The organism is Streptomyces sp. NPDC058469, from assembly GCF_042721125.1.
Taxonomy (GTDB): domain Bacteria; phylum Actinomycetota; class Actinomycetes; order Streptomycetales; family Streptomycetaceae; genus Streptomyces.
This window is the reverse complement of sequence record NZ_JBHXME010000050.1, coordinates 43,764-61,848: the sequence shown is the minus strand read 5'-3', so window position 1 is coordinate 61,848 and position 18,085 is coordinate 43,764. Positions and strand designations below refer to the sequence as shown.

Genomic DNA, 18,085 nt, shown 5'->3' with positions numbered 1-18,085 from the left:
CCGTCCTCGTATCGGCGCGCAATCGGTCGCTCACCAACGCGCCCGTTTTGACGCGCCAACCGCTGCGGGCGGACCCCCCCCGGCACGTCCCCTTGCCGCCGTACGCGACTGCGGGCACGTCCACCTTGCGGTGGCCTCAGACCTCAGGGGCGTGTCATCCCGCTGCGGACGCGTGTCTACGGCGATGCCCCTCCGCTCCGACGAGGCCGCTGCTGATCACGCAACCGATGACGTGACCTCGGCCGCTCCGGTTCCCAGGCGGCTGAACTGAGCCCGGTAGGAACTCGGTGTCAGGCCGGTGCGGCGGGTCAGGTGGCCGCGCAGGGAGTCCGCCGTGCCCAGGCCGCAGGCGCGGGCCACCTGGTCCATGGGGAGGGCGGTGGTCTCCAGGAGTTCCTTGGCGCGCTCGATGCGCTGGTGGAGCAGCCACTGCAGGGGGCTTACGCCGCTCTCCGCGTGGAAGCGGCGGGTGAGCGTGCGCACGCTCACGCCCGCGTGCCGGGCCAGGTCGGTGAGGGTGAGCGGCTTGTCGAGGTTGCGCATGGCCCAGCCGCGGGTGTCGGCGCAGGCGGTACCGCGCTCGGGCGGCAGCGGGGTCTGCGTGAACTGGGTCTGCCCGCCCGGCCGTACGGGTGCGACGAGGGCGAGGCGGGCGACCTCGTTGGCGACGGCGGCGCCGTAGTCGGTGCGGATGATGTGCAGGCAGAGGTCGATGCCGGCGGCGTATCCGGAGGCGGTCAGGAACTGGCCGTCCTGGACGTAGAGGACGTCGCCGGTGAGGTCGACCTCCGGATAGCGCCTGCGCAGTTCCTCGGCCTGGTTCCAGTAGGTGGTGGCCCGGCGGCCGTCCAGGAGTCCGGCCTCGGCCAGGGCGAACGCGCCGCTGCAGATGGAGGCGATGCGCTTGCCCGCGGCGGCGGCCTCGCGGAGGGCGGCCACCGTGCGCGGGTCGGGTTCGTACCGGTGGCCCGTGCCGACGACGAGGACCATGTCCGCGTTCCGCACGACGTCGAGGCCCTGCCGTACGTGCAGGTCGAGGCCGCCCGTGGTGGGGACGGGGCCCGGTTCCGGGGCGCAGATGACCGTCTCGTAGCCCGGCTCCCCGTCGATCTCGACCCGCTCGAACAGCAGCTCCGGGATGGCCAGGTTGAACATCGAGACGGGCGTCGCCGCGACGACGGCGACCCGACGGGGACGGCTGGGGCAGCCGCGCTGGGTCATGGCCAGAACCTCCGGACGTATGGCATTCCGGCCACTACTGTACGCGTTCACGAATCCGCACCATGGGGACATGACAACGCCCGCCACCCAACTCACGCCCCGCACCGGCGATTTGCCCCCGCTCTCCCCCGCGCTCACCCTCACCGCCGCCCTCCTCGGCTTCGCGCTCATCACCCTCGACGCGTCCGTGGTGAACGTGGCGCTGCCGTCGATCGGGACCGCGCTCGGTGGCGGGATGTCGGGACTGCAGTGGGTGGTCGACGCGTACACGCTGTCCTTCGCCGCGCTGATGCTGTCCACCGGCGCCTTCGCGGACCGGGTCGGGGCGAGCCGCGCGTACGCGATCGGCATCGCGGTCTTCACCCTCGCCTCGGCGGCCTGCGGCCTGGCCCCGAACCTGCCCGCGCTGATCGGCGCGCGCGTGCTCCAGGGCGTCGCGGCGGCCGTCGTCCTCCCGGCCTCGCTGTCCCTCGTACGACAGGCCTACGCCGAACCGGCCAAGAGGGCGCGGGCGGTGGCGACTTGGGCGGCGGGCGGCGCCGTGCCGGTCGCCCTCGGGCCGGTCGCCGGCGGCGTGCTGACCACGGTCTGGGACTGGCGGGGCATCTTCTTCGTCAACCTGCCGCTGGGCGCGGTGGCGCTGGTGCTGTTGGTCCGGGCACCGCGCTCGGAACGCCGGCCCGCGCCACTGGACCTGCCGGGCCAGGTGACGGCGGTGATCGCTCTCACGGCGGTGACGTTCGCGGCGATCGAGGGCGGGGGGACGGGAGTTGTGGCTCTGCTGGTCGCGATCCTCGCGGGCGCGGCCTTCGTCCGGGTCGAGCTGCGCCAGTCGCACCCGGTGGTGCCGCTCGGCCTGTTCCGCAGTCGTACGGTGTCGGTGGCGGTCGCGGCGGGTGCGGCGTGCAGTGTCGCCTTCTTCGGCCTGACCTTCCTCTTCGCGCTCTTCTTCCAACAGGTGCAGGGCCGTTCGGCGTTGTACGCCGGGCTGATGTTCCTGCCGATGACCGGTCTGATCCCGGTGACGAACATCGTGGCGGGCAAACTGGCGGCCCGGTACGGAGCCCGGCTGCCGATGTTCGTGGGGCAGGTCCTGGCCGCGCTGGGCGCACTCGTCCTGCTGTACGTCGACGCGAGCACACCCACGCTCCTGGTGGCCGTGCTCCTCGTACCGATGGCCCTCGGCTGCGCCCTGACGGTCCCGCCGTTGACCGCCGTGATGATGGACGCGGTGGCCGCGGAGCGGGCGGGACTGGCGGCCGGTGTGCTCAACTCCGCGCGTCAGGTGGCGGGTGGGCTGGGGATCGCCGTGTTCGGGGCGCTGGTCTCCGACGGGTTCACGGCGGGCCTGCGGGAGAGCGTCGCGATCAGCGCGGCCCTCTTCGCGGTGACGGCCTTTCTCAGCTTCCGTCTCTCAGGTCGTTCGGCCAACTCGGCCTGAACTCAAGGTGGTCGTACGTCACGACACACCCCTCCCCCATCGGCGACTGCGTCATGAACCCGACCAGCGCCGCATCCGTCTCCTTCTCGTCGCCGAGGGTGAAGAGCCGGATGAAGATCCAGCGCTCCCCGTCACGGGACGCGTGGAAGGCGAAGGCACGTCCGGTACGACTGACCCGCAGCCACACCGAACTACCGTCCACGGTGAAGGAGTTGGCGTCGTCCGAATGCCCCCGGGTGACCACCGTGCAGACGGTCGGCACGTCCGGCGAGTACTCCAGGCACAGCTTGGCCCAGGCCCGCTCCCCGACATGGACATAGAGCACCCCGGCGTCAAAGGACCCCGCGAACCCGACGGTGACGCGAGCGATGAGTTGGAAGTCGCCGTGAGGTGCCCCGAGAAGACGGGGCGCGTCGGAGGCGGGGTCCAACCCCTCCCCGGTGGGCGGCACGAACCGATCCTGCCGGGGCCCGGCCCACCCACTGAGCACACCGTCCTCGTAGGACCAATGCCCGTCAGGCCCGTAAGTACGGAGGGGAAAGGGCAGTTGGGAGAGTTCCAAGTCCATCCACTCACTATCGCAGGCCCAGGGGATCGCCTTTGGTCTCTTAGGGGCGCGGGGCTGTGTCGAATTGCGGCTCCGCCGCGTGGGCGCGACCAGCCACAACGGACCGGCACACGCAGCGAAACCGCACCCCCAACGGCGCTACCGCTCCAAACGCCCGTCATAACGCCGAGGCACCCCAAGGGGGTTGTCGTCCCGAAGCTCCAACGGCAGCAACGCTTCAGGCGTGTTCTGGTAAGCAACAGGCCGCAGCCACCGCTCAATAGCCGTACCGCCAACAGAAGTCGACGTAGAAGTCGTAGCCGGGTAAGGCCCCCCGTGATGCTGAGCCGCCGCAACCGCAACTCCGGTAGGCCACGCGTTCACCAACACCCGCCCGGCCAACGGCGTGAGCTCCGCCAGGATCTCCGCCCCACGCCCCTCCCCGGCCGCTTCCTCCGCCGACAGATGAACCGTCGCCGTCAGGTTCCCCGGCAACCGCGACAGCACGGCATGCGCCTGCGCGTCATCGTCGTAGCGCGCCACCACAGTGACCGGACCGAAGCACTCCTCAAGGAGCAGGTCGTACGACCCCTCCGACGCGAGCTTCTCCGCCGGCACCGTCAGGAACCCGGGGCTCACCGTGTGCTCGCTGCCCGCGCCCGGCGTCACCGGGGACTCCACCTCGGGCAACCCGGCCCGCTCGGTGACACCGGCAAGGAAGTTGTCCCGCATCCGGTGGTCCAGCAGCACCCCGGAGTCCGTGTCGCTGACGGCATCGGTGAGGGACTTGACCAGGCCATCCCCCGCGGAGCCGGACGGCACCAGCACAAGGCCCGGCTTCACACAGAACTGGCCGACGCCCAGCGTCATCGAACCCGCGAGTCCCGTACCGATCGCCTCGGCCCGCTCGGCCGCCGCGGCCTCAGTGATCACGACGGGGTTGAGGGAGCCCAGTTCGCCGTGGAAGGGGATCGGGACCGGACGTGCCGCCGCCGCGTCGAAGAGGGCACGACCGCCTCGTACGGAACCGGTGAAACCGGCCGCCGAGACCAGCGGGTGCTTGACCAGCTCGACGCCCGCCTCGAAGCCGTGGACCAGGCCGAGGACGCCGTCCGGGATGCCCTGCTCGGCGGCGGCCCGGCGCAGCACCTTCGCGACCAGTTCGGACAGGCCGGGATGGTCGGGGTGGGCCTTGACGACGACCGGGCAGCCGGCGGCCAGCGCGCTCGCGGTGTCGCCGCCGGGGACCGAGAAGGCGAAGGGGAAGTTGGAGGCCGAGTAGACGGCGACGACGCCCAGCGGCACCTTGTAGCGGCGCAGGTCCGGGATCGGCGGGGTGGCCGTGTCGTCGGGGTGGTTGATGACGACGTCGAGGAACGCGCCCTCGTCGACGATGTCCGCGAAGGCCCTCAACTGGTAGCAGGTGCGCGCGAGTTCGCCGTTCAGCCGGACCGGGCCGAGCGCGGTCTCCGCGTCGGCGACCTCGACCAACTGGTTCTTGGCCGCTTCGAGCTGGTCGGCGGCGCCGCGCAGGAAGGCCGCGCGGACCGTACGGTCGGCGAGCGAACCGCGCGCGGCGTGCGCGGCGCGGACGGCGGTGTCCACCTCCTGGGCTGTGGCCTCCACCGCAACCTGTTCACGCTGCTTCCCGGTTCGGGGGTCGACACTCCAGACTGGTGCTGCTGCCACCGCGGGTCCCTCCACACATGTAATGCCGCAGTTCTGGGTCATTCACCAGGGTCGTTCGATATGCTGAACGCTGTCTCTGATGATGAATATGCTCTCGGAGACTATTTCCCGTCGAACGAAGGGGTCAAGGGCGATGTCGGCAGGCGAGACAGGCGGCGGGGCACAGGTCAAGTCCGCGGTGCGGACGGTGGAGCTGCTCGAATACTTCGCCGGCCGGCCCGGTATGCACTCCCTCGCGGCGGTCCAGGAGGCCGTCGGATATCCCAAGTCCAGCCTCTACATGCTGTTGCGCACGCTGGTGGAGCTGGGCTGGGTGGAGACGGACGCGACGGGCACGCGGTACGGCATCGGCGTACGGGCGCTGCTGGTGGGCACCTCCTACATCGACGGCGACGAGGTCGTGGCGGCGGCCCGCCCCACGCTGGACCGGCTCTCCGACGACACCACGGAGACCATCCACCTGGCGCGCCTCGACGGCACGAACGTGGTCTACCTGGCCACCCGCCAGTCGCAGCACTATCTACGGCCCTTCACCCGCGTCGGCCGCCGGCTCCCGGCGCACTCGACCTCGCTGGGCAAGGCGCTGCTGAGCACCTACTCCGACGAGCAGGTCCGCAAGATGCTCCCGGAGACGCTGCCCGCGCTCACCGAGCACACGATCACCGACCGCGAGAAGCTCATCGAGGAACTCCACCAGGTCCGCGAACAGGGCTTCGCCGTGGACCGCGAGGAGAACACCCTGGGCCTGCGCTGCTTCGGCGTCGCGATCCCCTACCGCACCCCCGCGCGGGACGCGATCAGCTGCTCGGTGCCGGTGGCCCGGCTCACCCCCGCGCACGAGCAGATGGTCAAGGACGCCTTGTTCGACGCCCGCGATCGACTCGCCCTCGCCACCCGGAGGCTCTGACTCATGGATGTCGCGCTCCGCCCCGTCCACGACAGCGATCTGCCGGTGTTCTTCCGGCACACGAACGACCCCGAGTCCCTCCGGATGGCCGCCTTCACCCACAAGGATCCGGCCGACCGGGACGCCTTCGACGCCCACTGGAAGCGCATCCGCGCCTTGTCCGGCGTTCTGAACCGCACGGTCCTCGCCGACGGCGACGTCGTGGGCAACGCCGCGGTCTACGGCGAGCCGGGCGAGCGCGAGGTGACGTACTGGATCGACCGCGCCTACTGGGGCAAGGGCATCGCGACGGCCGCGCTGCGCGACCTGCTCGCCGAGGAGCCCGAACGCCCTCTGTACGCGCGCGTGGCGGCGGACAACGCGGGCTCGCGGCGCGTGCTGGAGAAGTGCGGGTTCCGCGTCACCGGGCACGACCGGGGGTTCGCGAACGCGCGGGGCGAGGAGATCGACGAGCTGGTGCTGACGCTGGGGTCGTAGCGGACCGCCGATTTCACGAACGGCCGCTGATTTCATGAGCGCTCGATGAGAAAGAGCGATGTCAGGGAACGATTCGTTCCCGTCCGGTCGTCTTCAGAGCGGGATGAACAAGACGATCAGGCGCGCCTCCGTCTTCGCGCTGCTCCTGGTGCTCGCCCTCCTGGTGAGGGCGACCTGGGTGCAGTTCTACGACGGCACGGCGCTCGCGGACGACAAGGACAACCGGCGGAACGCGATCGAGACGTACGCGGACCCGCTCGGGAACATCATCGTGGCCGGGAACGCGATCACCGGCTCGGCGCGGACGGAGAGCAGCAGCGACCTCGCGTACAAACGCACGTACACGGACGGCAAGCTCTACGCGGCGGTGACGGGCTACGCCTCGCAGAGCTACGCGCCGACGCAGTTGGAGGGGATCTACGCCAATCTCCTCGACGGCACCGACAGCAGTCTGAAGACCGCTATGGACACGGTCACCGGCGAGCGGGCCGCCCCGGGCAACGTGGTCACGACGATCGACCCGGATGTACAGAAGGCGGCGTACGACGCGCTCGGCGACAAGAAGGGTGCCGCCGTCGCGATCGATCCGACGACCGGCAAGATCCTCGCCGTCGTCTCGACGCCGTCGTACGACCCCTCGAAGCTGACCGACGCCGACACCGCCGGGTCGGCCTGGAAGCAGCTCACCGCGGACTCCGACAAGCCGCTGACCAACCGCGCGCTGCGCCAGCCGCTGCCGCCGGGGTCGACGTTCAAGCTGGTCGTGGCAGCCGCCGCCCTTGAGGACGGGCTGTACTCCTCGGTCGACGCGAAGACGGTCAGCCCTTCGCCGTACACCCTGCCGGGCACGGTCACCCCGCTGAAGAACGAGAGTTCGACCGCGCCCTGCACGAACGCATCGATCCGGGTCGCGCTCCAGTACTCGTGCAACACCGTGTTCGCGAAGATGGCCGTCGACCTGGGCCAGGACAAGGTCAAGGCGATGGCCGAGAAGTTCGGCTTCAACGACGACAAGCTGGACATTCCGGTGCGGGCGTACCCGAGCGTGTACCCGTCCAACATGAACAAGTCGTCCACGGCCCTGACCGGCATCGGCCAGTACGACGTGACCGCCACCCCGCTCCAGATGGCCATGGTGTCGGCAGCCATAGCCAACGGCGGCAAGTTGGTGTCCCCGCACATGGTGTCGGAGACCACCGACAGCGGCGGAGACGTGGTCCACAACTACGACGACAGCACGACGACGAAGGAGATCGTCGGCTCCCGCACCGCCCAGCAACTCCAGTCGGCGATGCAGACGGTCATCACGGACGGCACCGGCACGAACGCCCAGATCCCGGGCGTCACCGTGGGCGGCAAGACGGGTACGGCCCAGCACGGCGAGAACAACGACCAGTCGCCGTACGCCTGGTTCACGTCCTACGGCAAGTCCGACTCGACGGGCAAGGAAATAGCCGTAGCGGTGGTCGTGGAGCAGTCGGACGCGGCGAGGTCGGAGATCAGCGGCAACGGCCTGGCGGCTCCGGTGGCCAAGGCGATGATGAAAGCAGCGTTGCAGTAACGCCCTGCTTTTGGCTTTTAGCGGCGCGGGGCTGTATCTATTTGCGGCTCCGCCGCGTGGGCGCGACCAGCCGCGGCGGACCGCAACCGATCGCGCAGCGCCGCTACTTCACACCGAGAATCTGCTCAACGGGGTCAATCGCGAAGTACACGAGGAACAGCGCGGACACCCCCCACAACAACCAGTTGACCTCCTTCGCCTTACCGAGCACCGCCTTGATCACGACGTAAGAGATGAACCCGGCGCCAATGCCATCGGTGATCGAGTACGTGAACGGCATCGCGGCGATGGTCAGGAACGCCGGTATCGCGATCTCGTACTTGTCCCAGTCGATGTGCTTGACGTGGGTCATCATCAGGAACCCGACCGCGATCAGCGCGGGCGCGGCGGCCTGCAGCGGAACGATCGTGAGCAGCGGGGTGAGGAACAGCGCGAGCCCGAACAGCCCACCGGTGATGAGGTTCGAGAACCCGGTACGCGACCCCTCACCGACACCGGAAGCCGACTCGATGTACGCGGTGTTGGAGGACGCGGACCCGAGCCCGCCGGCGACGGCGGCCGCACCGTCGATGAACAGGACGCGACCGATGTTCGGCACCTGTCCGTCGTCGTCCAGGAGACCGGCCTCCGCGCTGATACCCACGATCGTGCCCATCGCGTCGAAGAAGTCCGACAGGATCAGCGTGAAGATCAGCAGGATGACGGTGATCGCGCTGGTCTCGCCGAAGGCGCCGAACAGACTGAAGTGACCGATGAGTCCGAAGTCGGGCGCGGCCACGATCTTGTCCGGCACCTTGGGGGTCATCAGACCCCAACTCTTGATGTCCGCAGCGGAGTTGATGATGATCGCGAGGACGGTCATCGTGACGATGCTGATCAGGATCGCGCCCTTCACCTTGCGGGCGAACAGCGCGATGGTCAGCAGGACACCGAGACAGAAGACGAGGACGGGCCAGCCGGTGAGATGACCGACGTCACCGAGCTGCACGGGGACCGTGGTCTGCGCGGCGTCCGGTATACGACTGACGAAGCCGGCGTCGACGAAGCCGATGAACGCGATGAACAGGCCGATGCCGACGCCGATGGCCTGCTTGAGCTGTTGCGGGATCGCGTTCATGATCGCCTCGCGCAGCCCGGTGAGGACCAGCACGCAGATCAGGACACCCTCGATGACGACGAGACCCATCGCGTCGGGCCAGCTCATCAGGGGCGCCAGCTGGAAGGCGACGACCGCGTTGAGGCCGAGACCCGCGGCGATGGCGAGCGGCAGGTTGCCGCCGACGCCCATGATGACCGTCATCACACAGGCCACCAGGGCGGTGGCGGTGACCAGTTGGCCGGTGTCGAGCGTGTGCCCGAACTTGTCCTTGGCGCTGCCCAGGATGATCGGGTTCAGGACGAGGATGTAGGCCATCGTGAAGAACGTGGCGAAGCCGCCGCGTATCTCACGGCCGAAGGTGGATCCCCGTTCGGAGATCTTGAAGAACCGGTCGACACCGTTCGCCGCCGGCGGTTCGGCACTTGGCCGGTCGGCCACCTTCTGTGACTCGGACATGCGGGTACTCCTCGTGGCTTCAATGATCGGTGCGCGGATGCTGGCTGGATTGTTCCCGCGTTGAACCTGTTTCAGGTTTTCCCCGTGTTACGGAATCGAGGTCGGCCTGCCCGTACGTGGTCGACCCGCCAGACGCCGTTCGAAGGTCCGTACCAGAGCGGCCAGTTGACCACTGCTACGCTTCCGGATCTCGCGGGGTCATCCCCGAAAAAACACGTGTCATCTACATGACACACACAAAACCGTAGCGAGGAGAGGTCCGCCGTGGGCACAGTCGTCGACGACGCCGCCTCCGAGGAGTTCCAGGCCTTCTTCGAACGCCACTACGCCGAACTGTCCAGGCTCGCCCACCTGTTGACCGGTGAGGCGGACGCCGCCGACGATCTCGCGGCCGACGCGCTGCTCGCGCTCTGGCACCGCTGGGACCGGGTGCGCGCCGCCGACCATCCCGCGGCCTACGCCCGCGGCGTCGTCGCCAATCTGGCCCGCACCCGGATCCGCAGCGCGGTGCGCGAGCGGCGGCGCGTCGCCCTGTTCTGGTCGCAGCGCGAGGAGAAGACCGAGAACCCGGACGTGGCCGGCGTGGTCGACGTCCAAGAGGCCCTGCGCAGGCTGCCGTTCCGCAAGCGGGCCTGTGTGGTGCTGCGGCACGCGTTCGACCTGTCGGAGAAGGACACCGCGCTCGCCCTCGGTGTGTCCGTCGGTACGGTTAAGAGCCAGACGTCGAAGGGCATGGCCGAGCTGCAACGTCTGCTCGGCCCGCAGAGCCCTCCGCTGCGGATGCACGCGGCGCTGGCACGCGGCGGCGAGACCGGAGGGAGGACCCGATGAGGCACCAGGACGTGCACGACGACGAGCTGATCACCCAGCTGCACGAGGCGGCCGATGGGCACGAACCCGATCGTTCTCGCATCCTGGCGCGGCTCGAACGCGGCATGGCCGCGCAGTCCCGCCCCGACCACCGGGCCACCCGGCCACCCGTGTTCGGCTGGGTACGGGTCGTCAGCGCCACAGCCGCGGTGGCGAGCGTTCTCGCGATCGGCGGCTACGCGGTGGCGTCCGCGGTGAAGAACAACACCCCCGCCGAGCAGACGGTGTCCGTCTCACCGACGCCGACGCCCACTCCGTCCCCGGACGCGACGAGCCGTACCCCGGTCAAACCCGTTGCCCCGAAGCCGAGTTCGGGCTCCGGCACCACGCACAGCTCCCCCAAGGCGAGCGCCTCCCCGACCGAGTCCGCGACCGCCTCGCCCTCCACGCCCGTGCTGCCGCCCGCCTCCGGTACCCAGGACGGCCCACTCTGGTCGGACGGTTCGATCGACCCGGGCAGCAACGACTTCTGGGCGCAGAGCGACGTCACCCTGAAGACGACCAAGCAACTCACCGCACTCACCGTCCAGTTGAAGGTCAAGCAGACCGGCGGGGTCACCTCATCGGGCGCCTGGCGCTCGCTGCCCGAGCAGGACTTCACGCAGACGGTGACAGAACAGGACGGCTTCCTGGTCTACACATGGGTGCTCAAGGAGGGCCGTACGGTCGCGGTCGGGGACTGGGTCTTCGCCGGGCAGTACGACCATGAGCACGGCGGACGGGACGCCAAGGACGACAGCTACTCGGCGGCGGGCACGGCGGCCGGCCAACAGCTCGCCGTGAAGGGCGACTTCGCGGCGCGGAAGTCGTAGGCAGAAATCTCAAGCGGGCGGCAACCCTTTCTCCACCGGTGACGACCAAGAGGCGCAAGGTTCCTCTCGCACGGAGTCACACGGAGCAAGTCGCTTGAGCACGCACAAGAAGCACCTCACCCGCAGGCGGGTGCTCGGGGCCTCCGCGATCGGTGCCGCCGCCACCGGCGCGGCCGTCGCGGGCGGCACCGGTCTCCTCTCGTCCGCCTCCGCCGCCGCGTTCGGATACACCGACGACGGCTCCAACTACGTGATCACCACGGGCGGTTCACTCGTCCTCAAGGTCTCCAAGTCGACCGGTGACATCACGTCCCTGGCCTACAAGGGCAAGGAGTACGAGGGCTACGGCGGCATGCACTCGCACGTCGAGTCCGGGCTCGGCGCGTCCACGGTCACCATCAAGCAGTCGGGGTCGACGATCCTGGTGAAGGTCGCGCACGGCGCGATCACCCAGTGGTACGCGGCCCGCAGCAGCGAGAACAACGTCTACCTGTGGACGGACAAGGCTGACGCCTCCTTCACCGCGACCCGGTACATCGTGCGCGTGAAGCCGGGGCTGTTCCCCAACTCCGGTTCGGACGCGTGGGATTCGACCACCGACACGATCATCGAGGCCGGTGACGTCTGGAAGCACCCGGACGGTACGACCCGCTCCAAGCACTACTCGGGCAAGCGGACCATCGACTACGACCACGTCGGCTTCACCACCGGCTCGGTCGGCCTGTACCTGGTCCGCTCCAACCACGAGAAGGCCTCCGGCGGCCCCTTCTACCGCTCACTGCTGCGCCACTCGAACGAGGGCGGGGCCGGGCTGTACGAGATCCTGCACTACAACGAGGCCCAGACGGAGCCCGAACGCTTCGGTCTGCAGGGCCCGTTCGTGGTGACGTTCACGGATGGCGGTACGCCCTCGTCCTCGCTCTCCGCGGCGAACCTCGACACCTCCTGGGTGGACTCGCTGGGCATCACAGGCTGGGTCGGCAAGGCGGGGCGGGGGAAGGTGGCGGGCGTCGGCCTGAAGGGCATGGACGCCAACTACCCCTACACGGTGGCCTTTTCGAACACCGACGCGCAGTACTGGGCGAAGACCGCGGCCGGCACCGGCGCGTTCTCCTGCAAGGGGATGCTGCCGGGGACGTACACCCTGACCGTCTTCAAGGGTGAACTCGCCGTGCACACCGGGTCCGTGGCGGTGACGGCGGGCGGTACGACGTCCCTGCACACCCTGAGCATCACGGGTGACCCGTCCGACGCGGCGTCCGTATGGCGACTCGGCAACTGGGACGGCACACCAGGGGAGTTCAAGAACGCCGACCTGATGACGTACGCGCACCCCTCCGACACCCGCGCGGCGAAGTGGACCGGCAACGTCACGATCGGCAGCGGGAGCGAGGCCGCGTCCTTCCCGGCGTACATCTGGAAGGACGTCAACAACGGTGTCCTCATCTACTTCAAGCTGAACGCGGCACAGGCCGCCGCCGCGCACACGCTGCGGGTCGGGGTGACGACGGCCTACATCAACGCCCGTCCCCAAGTGACCGTGAACGACTGGGTTTCGACGATCCCCACCCCTCCCGCACAGCCCTCGACGCGCGATCTCACCACGGGTTCGTACCGCGGAAACAACCACACGTTCGTTTTCAACGTCCCTTCCAGTGCGTGGAGTTCGGACGCGACGCAGTACAACGTCCTGAAGATCAATGCCGTCAGTGGTTCGACGGGCTCGGGCTTTCTCAGCCCGGGCACGTCGTTCGACTGCATAGACCTGCTGACCTGAGCCCCCCTCGGTCAGCAGAGCAACGCCCCTGCCGGTGACGACCGGCGGGGGCGTTGTGCCGTGGTGGCACGACGCGGGCAAGGACGGCATCGTCACCGACGTGACGGGCGACGGAACGTACGTGCTGGGCCCCGTCCACATGTGGGCAGCCACTTGGACGGCTCCCAGCGACGAGAAGCTGGAAGTCACCCTCACCCGCGAGGAGCGGAACAAGCAGCATCGGGAACTGGGTTGGTGACTCGTCCCAGAGACCCACCCTCACGAGGCAGAAGCCACCACAGGGAGAGGAGGCCCCGGTCGACTCGCAGCCACCGGGGCCTCTTCGCGCGTCAGCTCTGCGCGTCGTCCCGTGAAAAGCGGAGTCCGCGGTGAGGCACGTCAGTCCATCGTCGCGCCGATGGTCGTAGACCCCGTCGTAAGAAACGTCGTCGACGGCAGCGTCCCGCTCGACGAACGGGCGCCGTACGCCGTCGTCGCGTCCGTCGACTTGAAGGACGGGATAGTGACGCCGCCGTCCCAGTTGTTCGCGGCGGAGACCGCGGACGAACCCAGCGTGTCCGAGCCCCCCTTGTTGCCGACGGCGAGGTTGCGGGCGAGGCGGGACTTGCTGGAGGCGAAGAAGAAGCCGGCCTCGGTGTTGGAGTAGGCGGTGTTGCGGTTGAGGACGATCGCGCCGGTGTTGGAGTTCTCGGTGAAGCCGTTGAGGGCGTTGTCCCAGGCCGCGTTGTCGTTGACGACGTGCGCGACCGAGACGCCTCCGCCGCCCAGCTTGAAGCCGTTGCCGTTGCCCTCGAACGCGGAGTCGTTCCAGCGGTTCTTGCCGTTGCCGAAGGCCCAGGAGTGCTCGATGGTGACCGGCGAGGAGAACTGCCACAGGTCGAGGCCGTCGTCCGAGTTGTTGTAGAGGCGGGCACCGGTGACCTTGTTGCCGGTGCCGGAGCCGAACTTGATGGCGATGCCGTCGGCGTTCTGGCCGTGCCCGGCGGCGTCGTAGTTGCCGTAACTGTCGAGGTTCTGCACGAGGTTGTTCGTGGTGCCGTCGCCGCGCAGGGTAAAGCCGGAGTCGCCGTTGTTCGCCGTCACCAGGTTCTTGAAGATGCCGCCGACCGAGGAGGTGGCTACGAAGCCCTGCGCCGGGGAGTCCTGGAAGGTGAGGTTCTGGACCGTCCAGTAGTCGCCGTAGATACCGGCCAGCCACTGCCCCGCGGGCAACTTGGAGCCGTCGATCTTCACCTTCTCCGTGCCGTACGCCTCCAGCGTGATGCGGGCCGAACTGGTGCCGTCCGCCGTGGACTTGAGGGTCGCGGCCGGGGTGTAGGTGCCTGCCCTGACCTGGATGACCGTCCCCGCCGTGGCGTTGGCGACGGCCGACTCCAGCTGGCCGGTGGTGGACACGGTGACCGCCGACGAAGCGGCTTGCGCGCCGCCGCTGTTGAGGCCGAGGTAGACGCCGCCCGCCCCCGAGGCGACGGCCACCGCGGCGGCGATCGAGAGGGTGCGGGTCCTGCGGTGGCGTCCGGTGCTCGTACGCACGGCGTTGGTTCCTTTCCTGGATGGCGAGGACGAAACGGGCCGGAGGGGCCGCCCCGGCCCGTTTCTGGTCACTGGTCGCCACCGCGGCCGGAATGGGTTGCCGTGAACCTCGGGAAAAGAAGCGAAACTTTCGAACCGTCCGGTCCCAAGCGCGCCGATTGACGTGCTGTACCGCGCTGGTGACACTCCGAAGGCCCGTCCCCGCGCACTCAGGAGCACCGCCCGTGACCCACCCCCAGTACGCCGGCTACCTCTTCGCCTACTTCACCGGCGAGGGCACCGCCGACGGCGAGCAGATCCGCTACGCCCTCAGCCGAGGCAACGACCCTCTGCACTGGCGGGAGTTGAACGCCGGGCAGCCCGTGCTGACCTCGACGATCGGGGAGAAGGGGCTGCGCGATCCGTTCGTGATCCGGTCCCCGAGCGGCGACAGGTTCTACCTGATAGCCACCGATCTGCGGATGTACCGGAACAGCAGCGGGAGTTGGGACGACGTCCAGCGGCACGGCAGCAAGTCGGTGATGGTCTGGGAGTCGACCGACCTGGTGCACTGGACCGGCCGGCGGTTGGTGAAGGTGGCCCCGGAGAACGCGGGCAACACCTGGGCCCCGGAGGCCCATTGGGACGACTCGCTCGGTGCATACGTCGTCTTCTGGGCGTCGAAGCTGTACGCCGACGACGACCCCGGCCACACCGGCTCGACGTACAACCGAATGATGTACGCGACCACCGAGGACTTCCGCGCCTTCAGCGCGCCGAAGGTCTGGGACGACCCGGGCCACTCGGTGATCGACTCAACTGTCCTGAAGGACAAGGGCACTTACTACCGCTACACCAAGGACGAACGCGCCCCGTCCTCCAACTCCCCCTGCTCGAAGTTCATCACCGGCGAGAAGTCGACCTCGCTGACCTCCACGTCGTACGCCTTCGTGTCCGAGTGCATCGGCAGCGGTGCGATCGAGCGGGGTGAGGGGCCGACGGTGTTCAGGTCCAACACCGAGGAGAAGTGGTACCTGTTCGTCGACGAGTACGGGCTGCGCGGCTACGTCCCCTTCGAGACCACCGACCTCGACTCCGGCAGGTGGACCCCGTCCACGGACTACCAACTCCCGGCAAGTCCGCGGCACGGCACGGTACTTCCGGTGACGCAGGCCGAGTACGACCGATTGCTGGCCGCGTATCCGGTCACGCCGACGTCGGTCGTGGACGCGACGGCGCACGGGCAGGAGGGGTACGCGATCGTCACGGAGGCCGCGTCGAAGGTCGTGCTGCCGATGCAACCGGGCGCGGATCTGCGGCACTTGGCGCCGACCCTCTCCATCGGATCGGGCGCGAAGGTCAGCCCGCCCTCCGATACGCCACGCGACTTCCGCGAGCCGCAGTCGTACACGGTCACGGCGGTGGACGGGACGAGCCGTACCTGGACGGTGGAGGCGGTGCCGACGCGAAGTCCTGTGCTGCCGGGGCTGACCGCCGACCCGGACGTGCACTGTCTGGACGGCCAGTACTGGATCTACCCGACGAGCGACGGCTACGCGGACTGGGGTGGGACCAGCTTCAAGGCGTACTCCTCAAAGGACTTGGTCCACTGGCGGGACCACGGAGTGATCCTCGACCTGGGGCCCGACGTCTCCTGGGCCGACAAGAACGCGTGGGCGCCGGCGGTCGCGGAGCGCGACGGGACGTACTACTTCTACTTCTGCGCCGAGCAGCGGATCGGGGTCGCGGTGGCGGACTCGCCCGCGGGCCCCTTCAAGGACGCGCTGGGCCAACCCCTCGTAGGGAAAGGAAAGTTGGCGGGCCAGATGATCGACCCGGCCGTCTTCACGGACGACGACGGGCAGTCGTATCTCTACTGGGGCAACGGGCACGCGTACGTGGTGCCGTTGAACGACGACATGACGTCGTACGACGCGACGAAGGTGAAGGACATCACGGCGGGCGACTTCCGTGAAGGGTCCTTCGTGGTGAAGCGGCAGGGGACGTACTACTTCATGTGGTCCGAGGACGACACCCGCAGCGAGAACTACCACGTGGCCTACGCGACGGGACCGTCCCCGCTCGGTCCGTGGACCGAACGGGGCACGATCCTGTCCAAGAACCCCGAGTACGGCATCCTGGGCACCGGCCACCACTCCGTGGTGAACGTTCCGGGGACCGACGACTGGTACATCGTCTATCACCGGTTCGCCCTGAACGGGCCGGGAAAGCCTGGTGGGGACGGCACGCACCGGGAGACCACCATCGACCGCCTGCGGTTCGCGGCGGACGGGGCGATCCGGCCGGTGGTGCCCACCCTCGGGTCGATCAGCCCCGTACGGACCACCCGTACGAACTAGCTGACGAAGTAGGTCGGGTTGGGGATCTTGTACGTCTTGTCGGCGTAGCCCCCGTCCAGGTCCGAGTACTGGTCGCCGAAGTTGGCGATGATGTTGTACCCGAGGTCCTCGATGTGCTTCCGGGTACCGGACTTGTACTGCACGGTGGTGCAGGTCCAGGTGCCCGGGGTGGCGCAACTGCTCAGGTAGGACGGCGGGTTGTCCGCGTCCTTCAGGAACATGTGGTCGGCGTCGAGGTTGACGTCGGCGCCGACCTTCGTCAGGTTGTCGACCGCGTAGGTGCGCTGCGACTCCTTCAGACCCGAGTTGTAGAAGACCGTCACGCCCTTGGACGCGGCGTACTTGACCAGCTCGGGGGTGCCGAAGACCTCCGGGCGGTTGGCCTGGGCGACGTACGCGGCCCAAGTGGCCGAGCTGTAGCCGTAGTTGTTCTTCTTCTCGTAGTCGAGGCTGAGCAGCAGCGTGTCGTCGATGTCGAAGACGACCGCGGGCTTGACGCCCTTGTGGTGCTTGCGGACGGCCTCGTCGATGTACTTCTTGGCCGACGCGTCGATGCGCGCCAGGTCCTTGGCGTACGGGCTGGTCGCCGAGGCCTGGTACACACCGCCGCTGTCGAGCGCGGTGCCGTAGTAGGTGTCGATGTCCTTCGACAACAGGCCGATGTTGTACGGCTCGTGCGTCGAGTTCGCCGTGGACTGACCGGCGGTGGCGACACCGGTGCCGTACAGGGCGGCACCGGCGACGACACAGGCGGCGCCGAGGGCGGCCGCTCTAAGGGACTTCCGCATGGGATCTCCGGATCTGGTTGATGAGTGATGCACCAGGTCAGGGACTGTCTACGCGCATCACACCTCGGACGCGAGGACCTTTATCCGATCGATACGTAATCCACAGGGCGGGGAATTACCCGCGCATGGGGCGCACTTGACCTTCCCTTGGTCGGCTTCTCCTAGGGTCGTGCACGCGACTGCGAACGGGGGAACGCGCGATGGGTGACGGCAAGGACCCGGCCAAGGTCCTCGACATCAAGACCGCCGATATCAAACGGGCGGCACCGGACTTCCAGACGGCGGCAGTTGATCTGGGCAAGGCGCTGACCGCGCTCGTGAAGTCCCTCGACGGGCTGGGCGAGCCCTGGGGAAACGACAAGCAGGGCAAGGAGTTCGGCGACTCCTACAAGCCGTTGCAGAAGAAGATCGAGGGCGCGGCGGGCACGCTGGTGCTCGGTCTGACGAGCATTCACGAGGCGATGGCCGACATGGCGGACGGTCATGTCGACAACGACGAGTTGATCGCCGGGATGTTCACCGAAGTGAAGGTCACGAAGTCGGACGGTGCCGGTGAGCGTTGAGGACG

The 18,085-nt window shown here is 68.4% G+C and carries 16 protein-coding genes; 10 read left to right on the top strand and 6 right to left on the bottom strand.

Annotation, left to right across the window (positions count from 1 at the left end; all coding sequences use genetic code 11):
• Window positions 1-216: 216 nt before the first annotated feature.
• Entirely contained in the window at window positions 217-1,221 is a 1,005-nt protein-coding gene (locus ACFWP5_RS22240) for a GlxA family transcriptional regulator (protein WP_384159085.1), read from the bottom strand.
• A gap of 70 nt (window positions 1,222-1,291) precedes the next feature.
• Here ACFWP5_RS22240 and ACFWP5_RS22235 point away from each other — a divergent pair, with 70 nt between their 5' ends.
• Window positions 1,292-2,662 carry an MFS transporter gene (locus ACFWP5_RS22235; protein WP_384159082.1) on the top strand — a complete coding sequence of 457 codons (1,371 nt, stop codon included), beginning with the start codon at window positions 1,292-1,294 and terminating at the stop codon, window positions 2,660-2,662.
• Here ACFWP5_RS22235 and ACFWP5_RS22230 read toward each other — a convergent pair.
• Window positions 2,622-3,230: a DUF1349 domain-containing protein gene (locus ACFWP5_RS22230; protein WP_384159079.1), complete on the bottom strand. Its 609-nt coding sequence runs from the start codon at window positions 3,228-3,230 to the stop codon at window positions 2,622-2,624. The genes ACFWP5_RS22235 and ACFWP5_RS22230 overlap by 41 nt on opposite strands.
• A gap of 138 nt (window positions 3,231-3,368) precedes the next feature.
• Window positions 3,369-4,898, bottom strand: coding sequence for an aldehyde dehydrogenase (NADP(+)) (locus ACFWP5_RS22225; protein ID WP_384159076.1), 1,530 nt, complete (start codon window positions 4,896-4,898; stop codon window positions 3,369-3,371).
• A 133-nt stretch (window positions 4,899-5,031) separates the two neighbouring features.
• Here ACFWP5_RS22225 and ACFWP5_RS22220 point away from each other — a divergent pair, with 133 nt between their 5' ends.
• From ACFWP5_RS22220 to ACFWP5_RS22210, 3 genes are all read left to right on the top strand, one after another.
• Window positions 5,032-5,805, top strand: a complete 774-nt coding sequence (locus ACFWP5_RS22220) for an IclR family transcriptional regulator (protein ID WP_384159073.1) — start codon at window positions 5,032-5,034, stop codon at window positions 5,803-5,805.
• 3 nt (window positions 5,806-5,808) lie between these two features.
• Entirely contained in the window at window positions 5,809-6,282 is a 474-nt protein-coding gene (locus tag ACFWP5_RS22215) for a GNAT family N-acetyltransferase (RefSeq protein ID WP_384159070.1), read from the top strand.
• A 103-nt stretch (window positions 6,283-6,385) separates the two neighbouring features.
• Window positions 6,386-7,843: a peptidoglycan D,D-transpeptidase FtsI family protein gene (locus tag ACFWP5_RS22210; RefSeq protein ID WP_384159067.1), complete on the top strand. Its 1,458-nt coding sequence runs from the start codon at window positions 6,386-6,388 to the stop codon at window positions 7,841-7,843.
• A gap of 103 nt (window positions 7,844-7,946) precedes the next feature.
• Here the strand turns inward: ACFWP5_RS22210 and ACFWP5_RS22205 are convergent, their stop codons facing one another.
• Window positions 7,947-9,398 carry an NCS2 family permease gene (locus ACFWP5_RS22205; protein ID WP_384159064.1) on the bottom strand — a complete coding sequence of 484 codons (1,452 nt, stop codon included), beginning with the start codon at window positions 9,396-9,398 and terminating at the stop codon, window positions 7,947-7,949.
• A 264-nt stretch (window positions 9,399-9,662) separates the two neighbouring features.
• Here ACFWP5_RS22205 and ACFWP5_RS22200 point away from each other — a divergent pair, with 264 nt between their 5' ends.
• The 4 genes from ACFWP5_RS22200 to ACFWP5_RS22185 all read left to right on the top strand — a co-directional run bounded on the left by ACFWP5_RS22200 (window position 9,663) and on the right by ACFWP5_RS22185 (window position 13,095).
• Window positions 9,663-10,229 (top strand): SigE family RNA polymerase sigma factor, encoded by a 567-nt coding sequence (locus ACFWP5_RS22200; RefSeq protein WP_384159061.1) that lies wholly within the window; start codon window positions 9,663-9,665, stop codon window positions 10,227-10,229.
• Window positions 10,226-11,080, top strand: coding sequence for a hypothetical protein (locus ACFWP5_RS22195; RefSeq protein ID WP_384159058.1), 855 nt, complete (start codon window positions 10,226-10,228; stop codon window positions 11,078-11,080). The genes ACFWP5_RS22200 and ACFWP5_RS22195 overlap by 4 nt, the downstream gene beginning before the upstream one ends.
• Before the next feature lie 94 nt (window positions 11,081-11,174).
• Complete coding sequence (locus tag ACFWP5_RS22190; RefSeq protein WP_384159055.1) at window positions 11,175-12,857, top strand: rhamnogalacturonan lyase B N-terminal domain-containing protein; 1,683 nt, start codon at window positions 11,175-11,177, stop codon at window positions 12,855-12,857.
• Between the two features lie 34 nt (window positions 12,858-12,891).
• Window positions 12,892-13,095, top strand: coding sequence for a hypothetical protein (locus tag ACFWP5_RS22185; protein ID WP_384159053.1), 204 nt, complete (start codon window positions 12,892-12,894; stop codon window positions 13,093-13,095).
• Window positions 13,096-13,235: 140 nt separating this feature from the next.
• On the opposite strand, the gene ACFWP5_RS22180 is transcribed toward ACFWP5_RS22185, so the two are convergent.
• On the bottom strand, window positions 13,236-14,390 hold the full coding sequence (locus tag ACFWP5_RS22180) for a right-handed parallel beta-helix repeat-containing protein (protein ID WP_384159050.1): 1,155 nt from the start codon (window positions 14,388-14,390) through the stop codon (window positions 13,236-13,238).
• A 224-nt stretch (window positions 14,391-14,614) separates the two neighbouring features.
• On the opposite strand from ACFWP5_RS22180, the gene ACFWP5_RS22175 reads away from it, so the two are divergent.
• Window positions 14,615-16,729, top strand: coding sequence for a family 43 glycosylhydrolase (locus tag ACFWP5_RS22175; protein WP_384159047.1), 2,115 nt, complete (start codon window positions 14,615-14,617; stop codon window positions 16,727-16,729).
• Here the strand turns inward: ACFWP5_RS22175 and ACFWP5_RS22170 are convergent.
• A complete protein-coding gene (locus ACFWP5_RS22170; protein ID WP_384159044.1) occupies window positions 16,726-17,517 on the bottom strand; it encodes an HAD family acid phosphatase in 792 nt (263 codons plus the stop codon). The two genes, ACFWP5_RS22175 and ACFWP5_RS22170, sit on opposite strands and share 4 nt — an antisense overlap.
• A 200-nt stretch (window positions 17,518-17,717) precedes the next feature.
• Between ACFWP5_RS22170 and ACFWP5_RS22165 the strand changes: the two genes are divergently transcribed.
• Complete coding sequence (locus tag ACFWP5_RS22165; protein WP_384159041.1) at window positions 17,718-18,080, top strand: hypothetical protein; 363 nt, start codon at window positions 17,718-17,720, stop codon at window positions 18,078-18,080.
• Window positions 18,081-18,085: the final 5 nt, after the last annotated feature.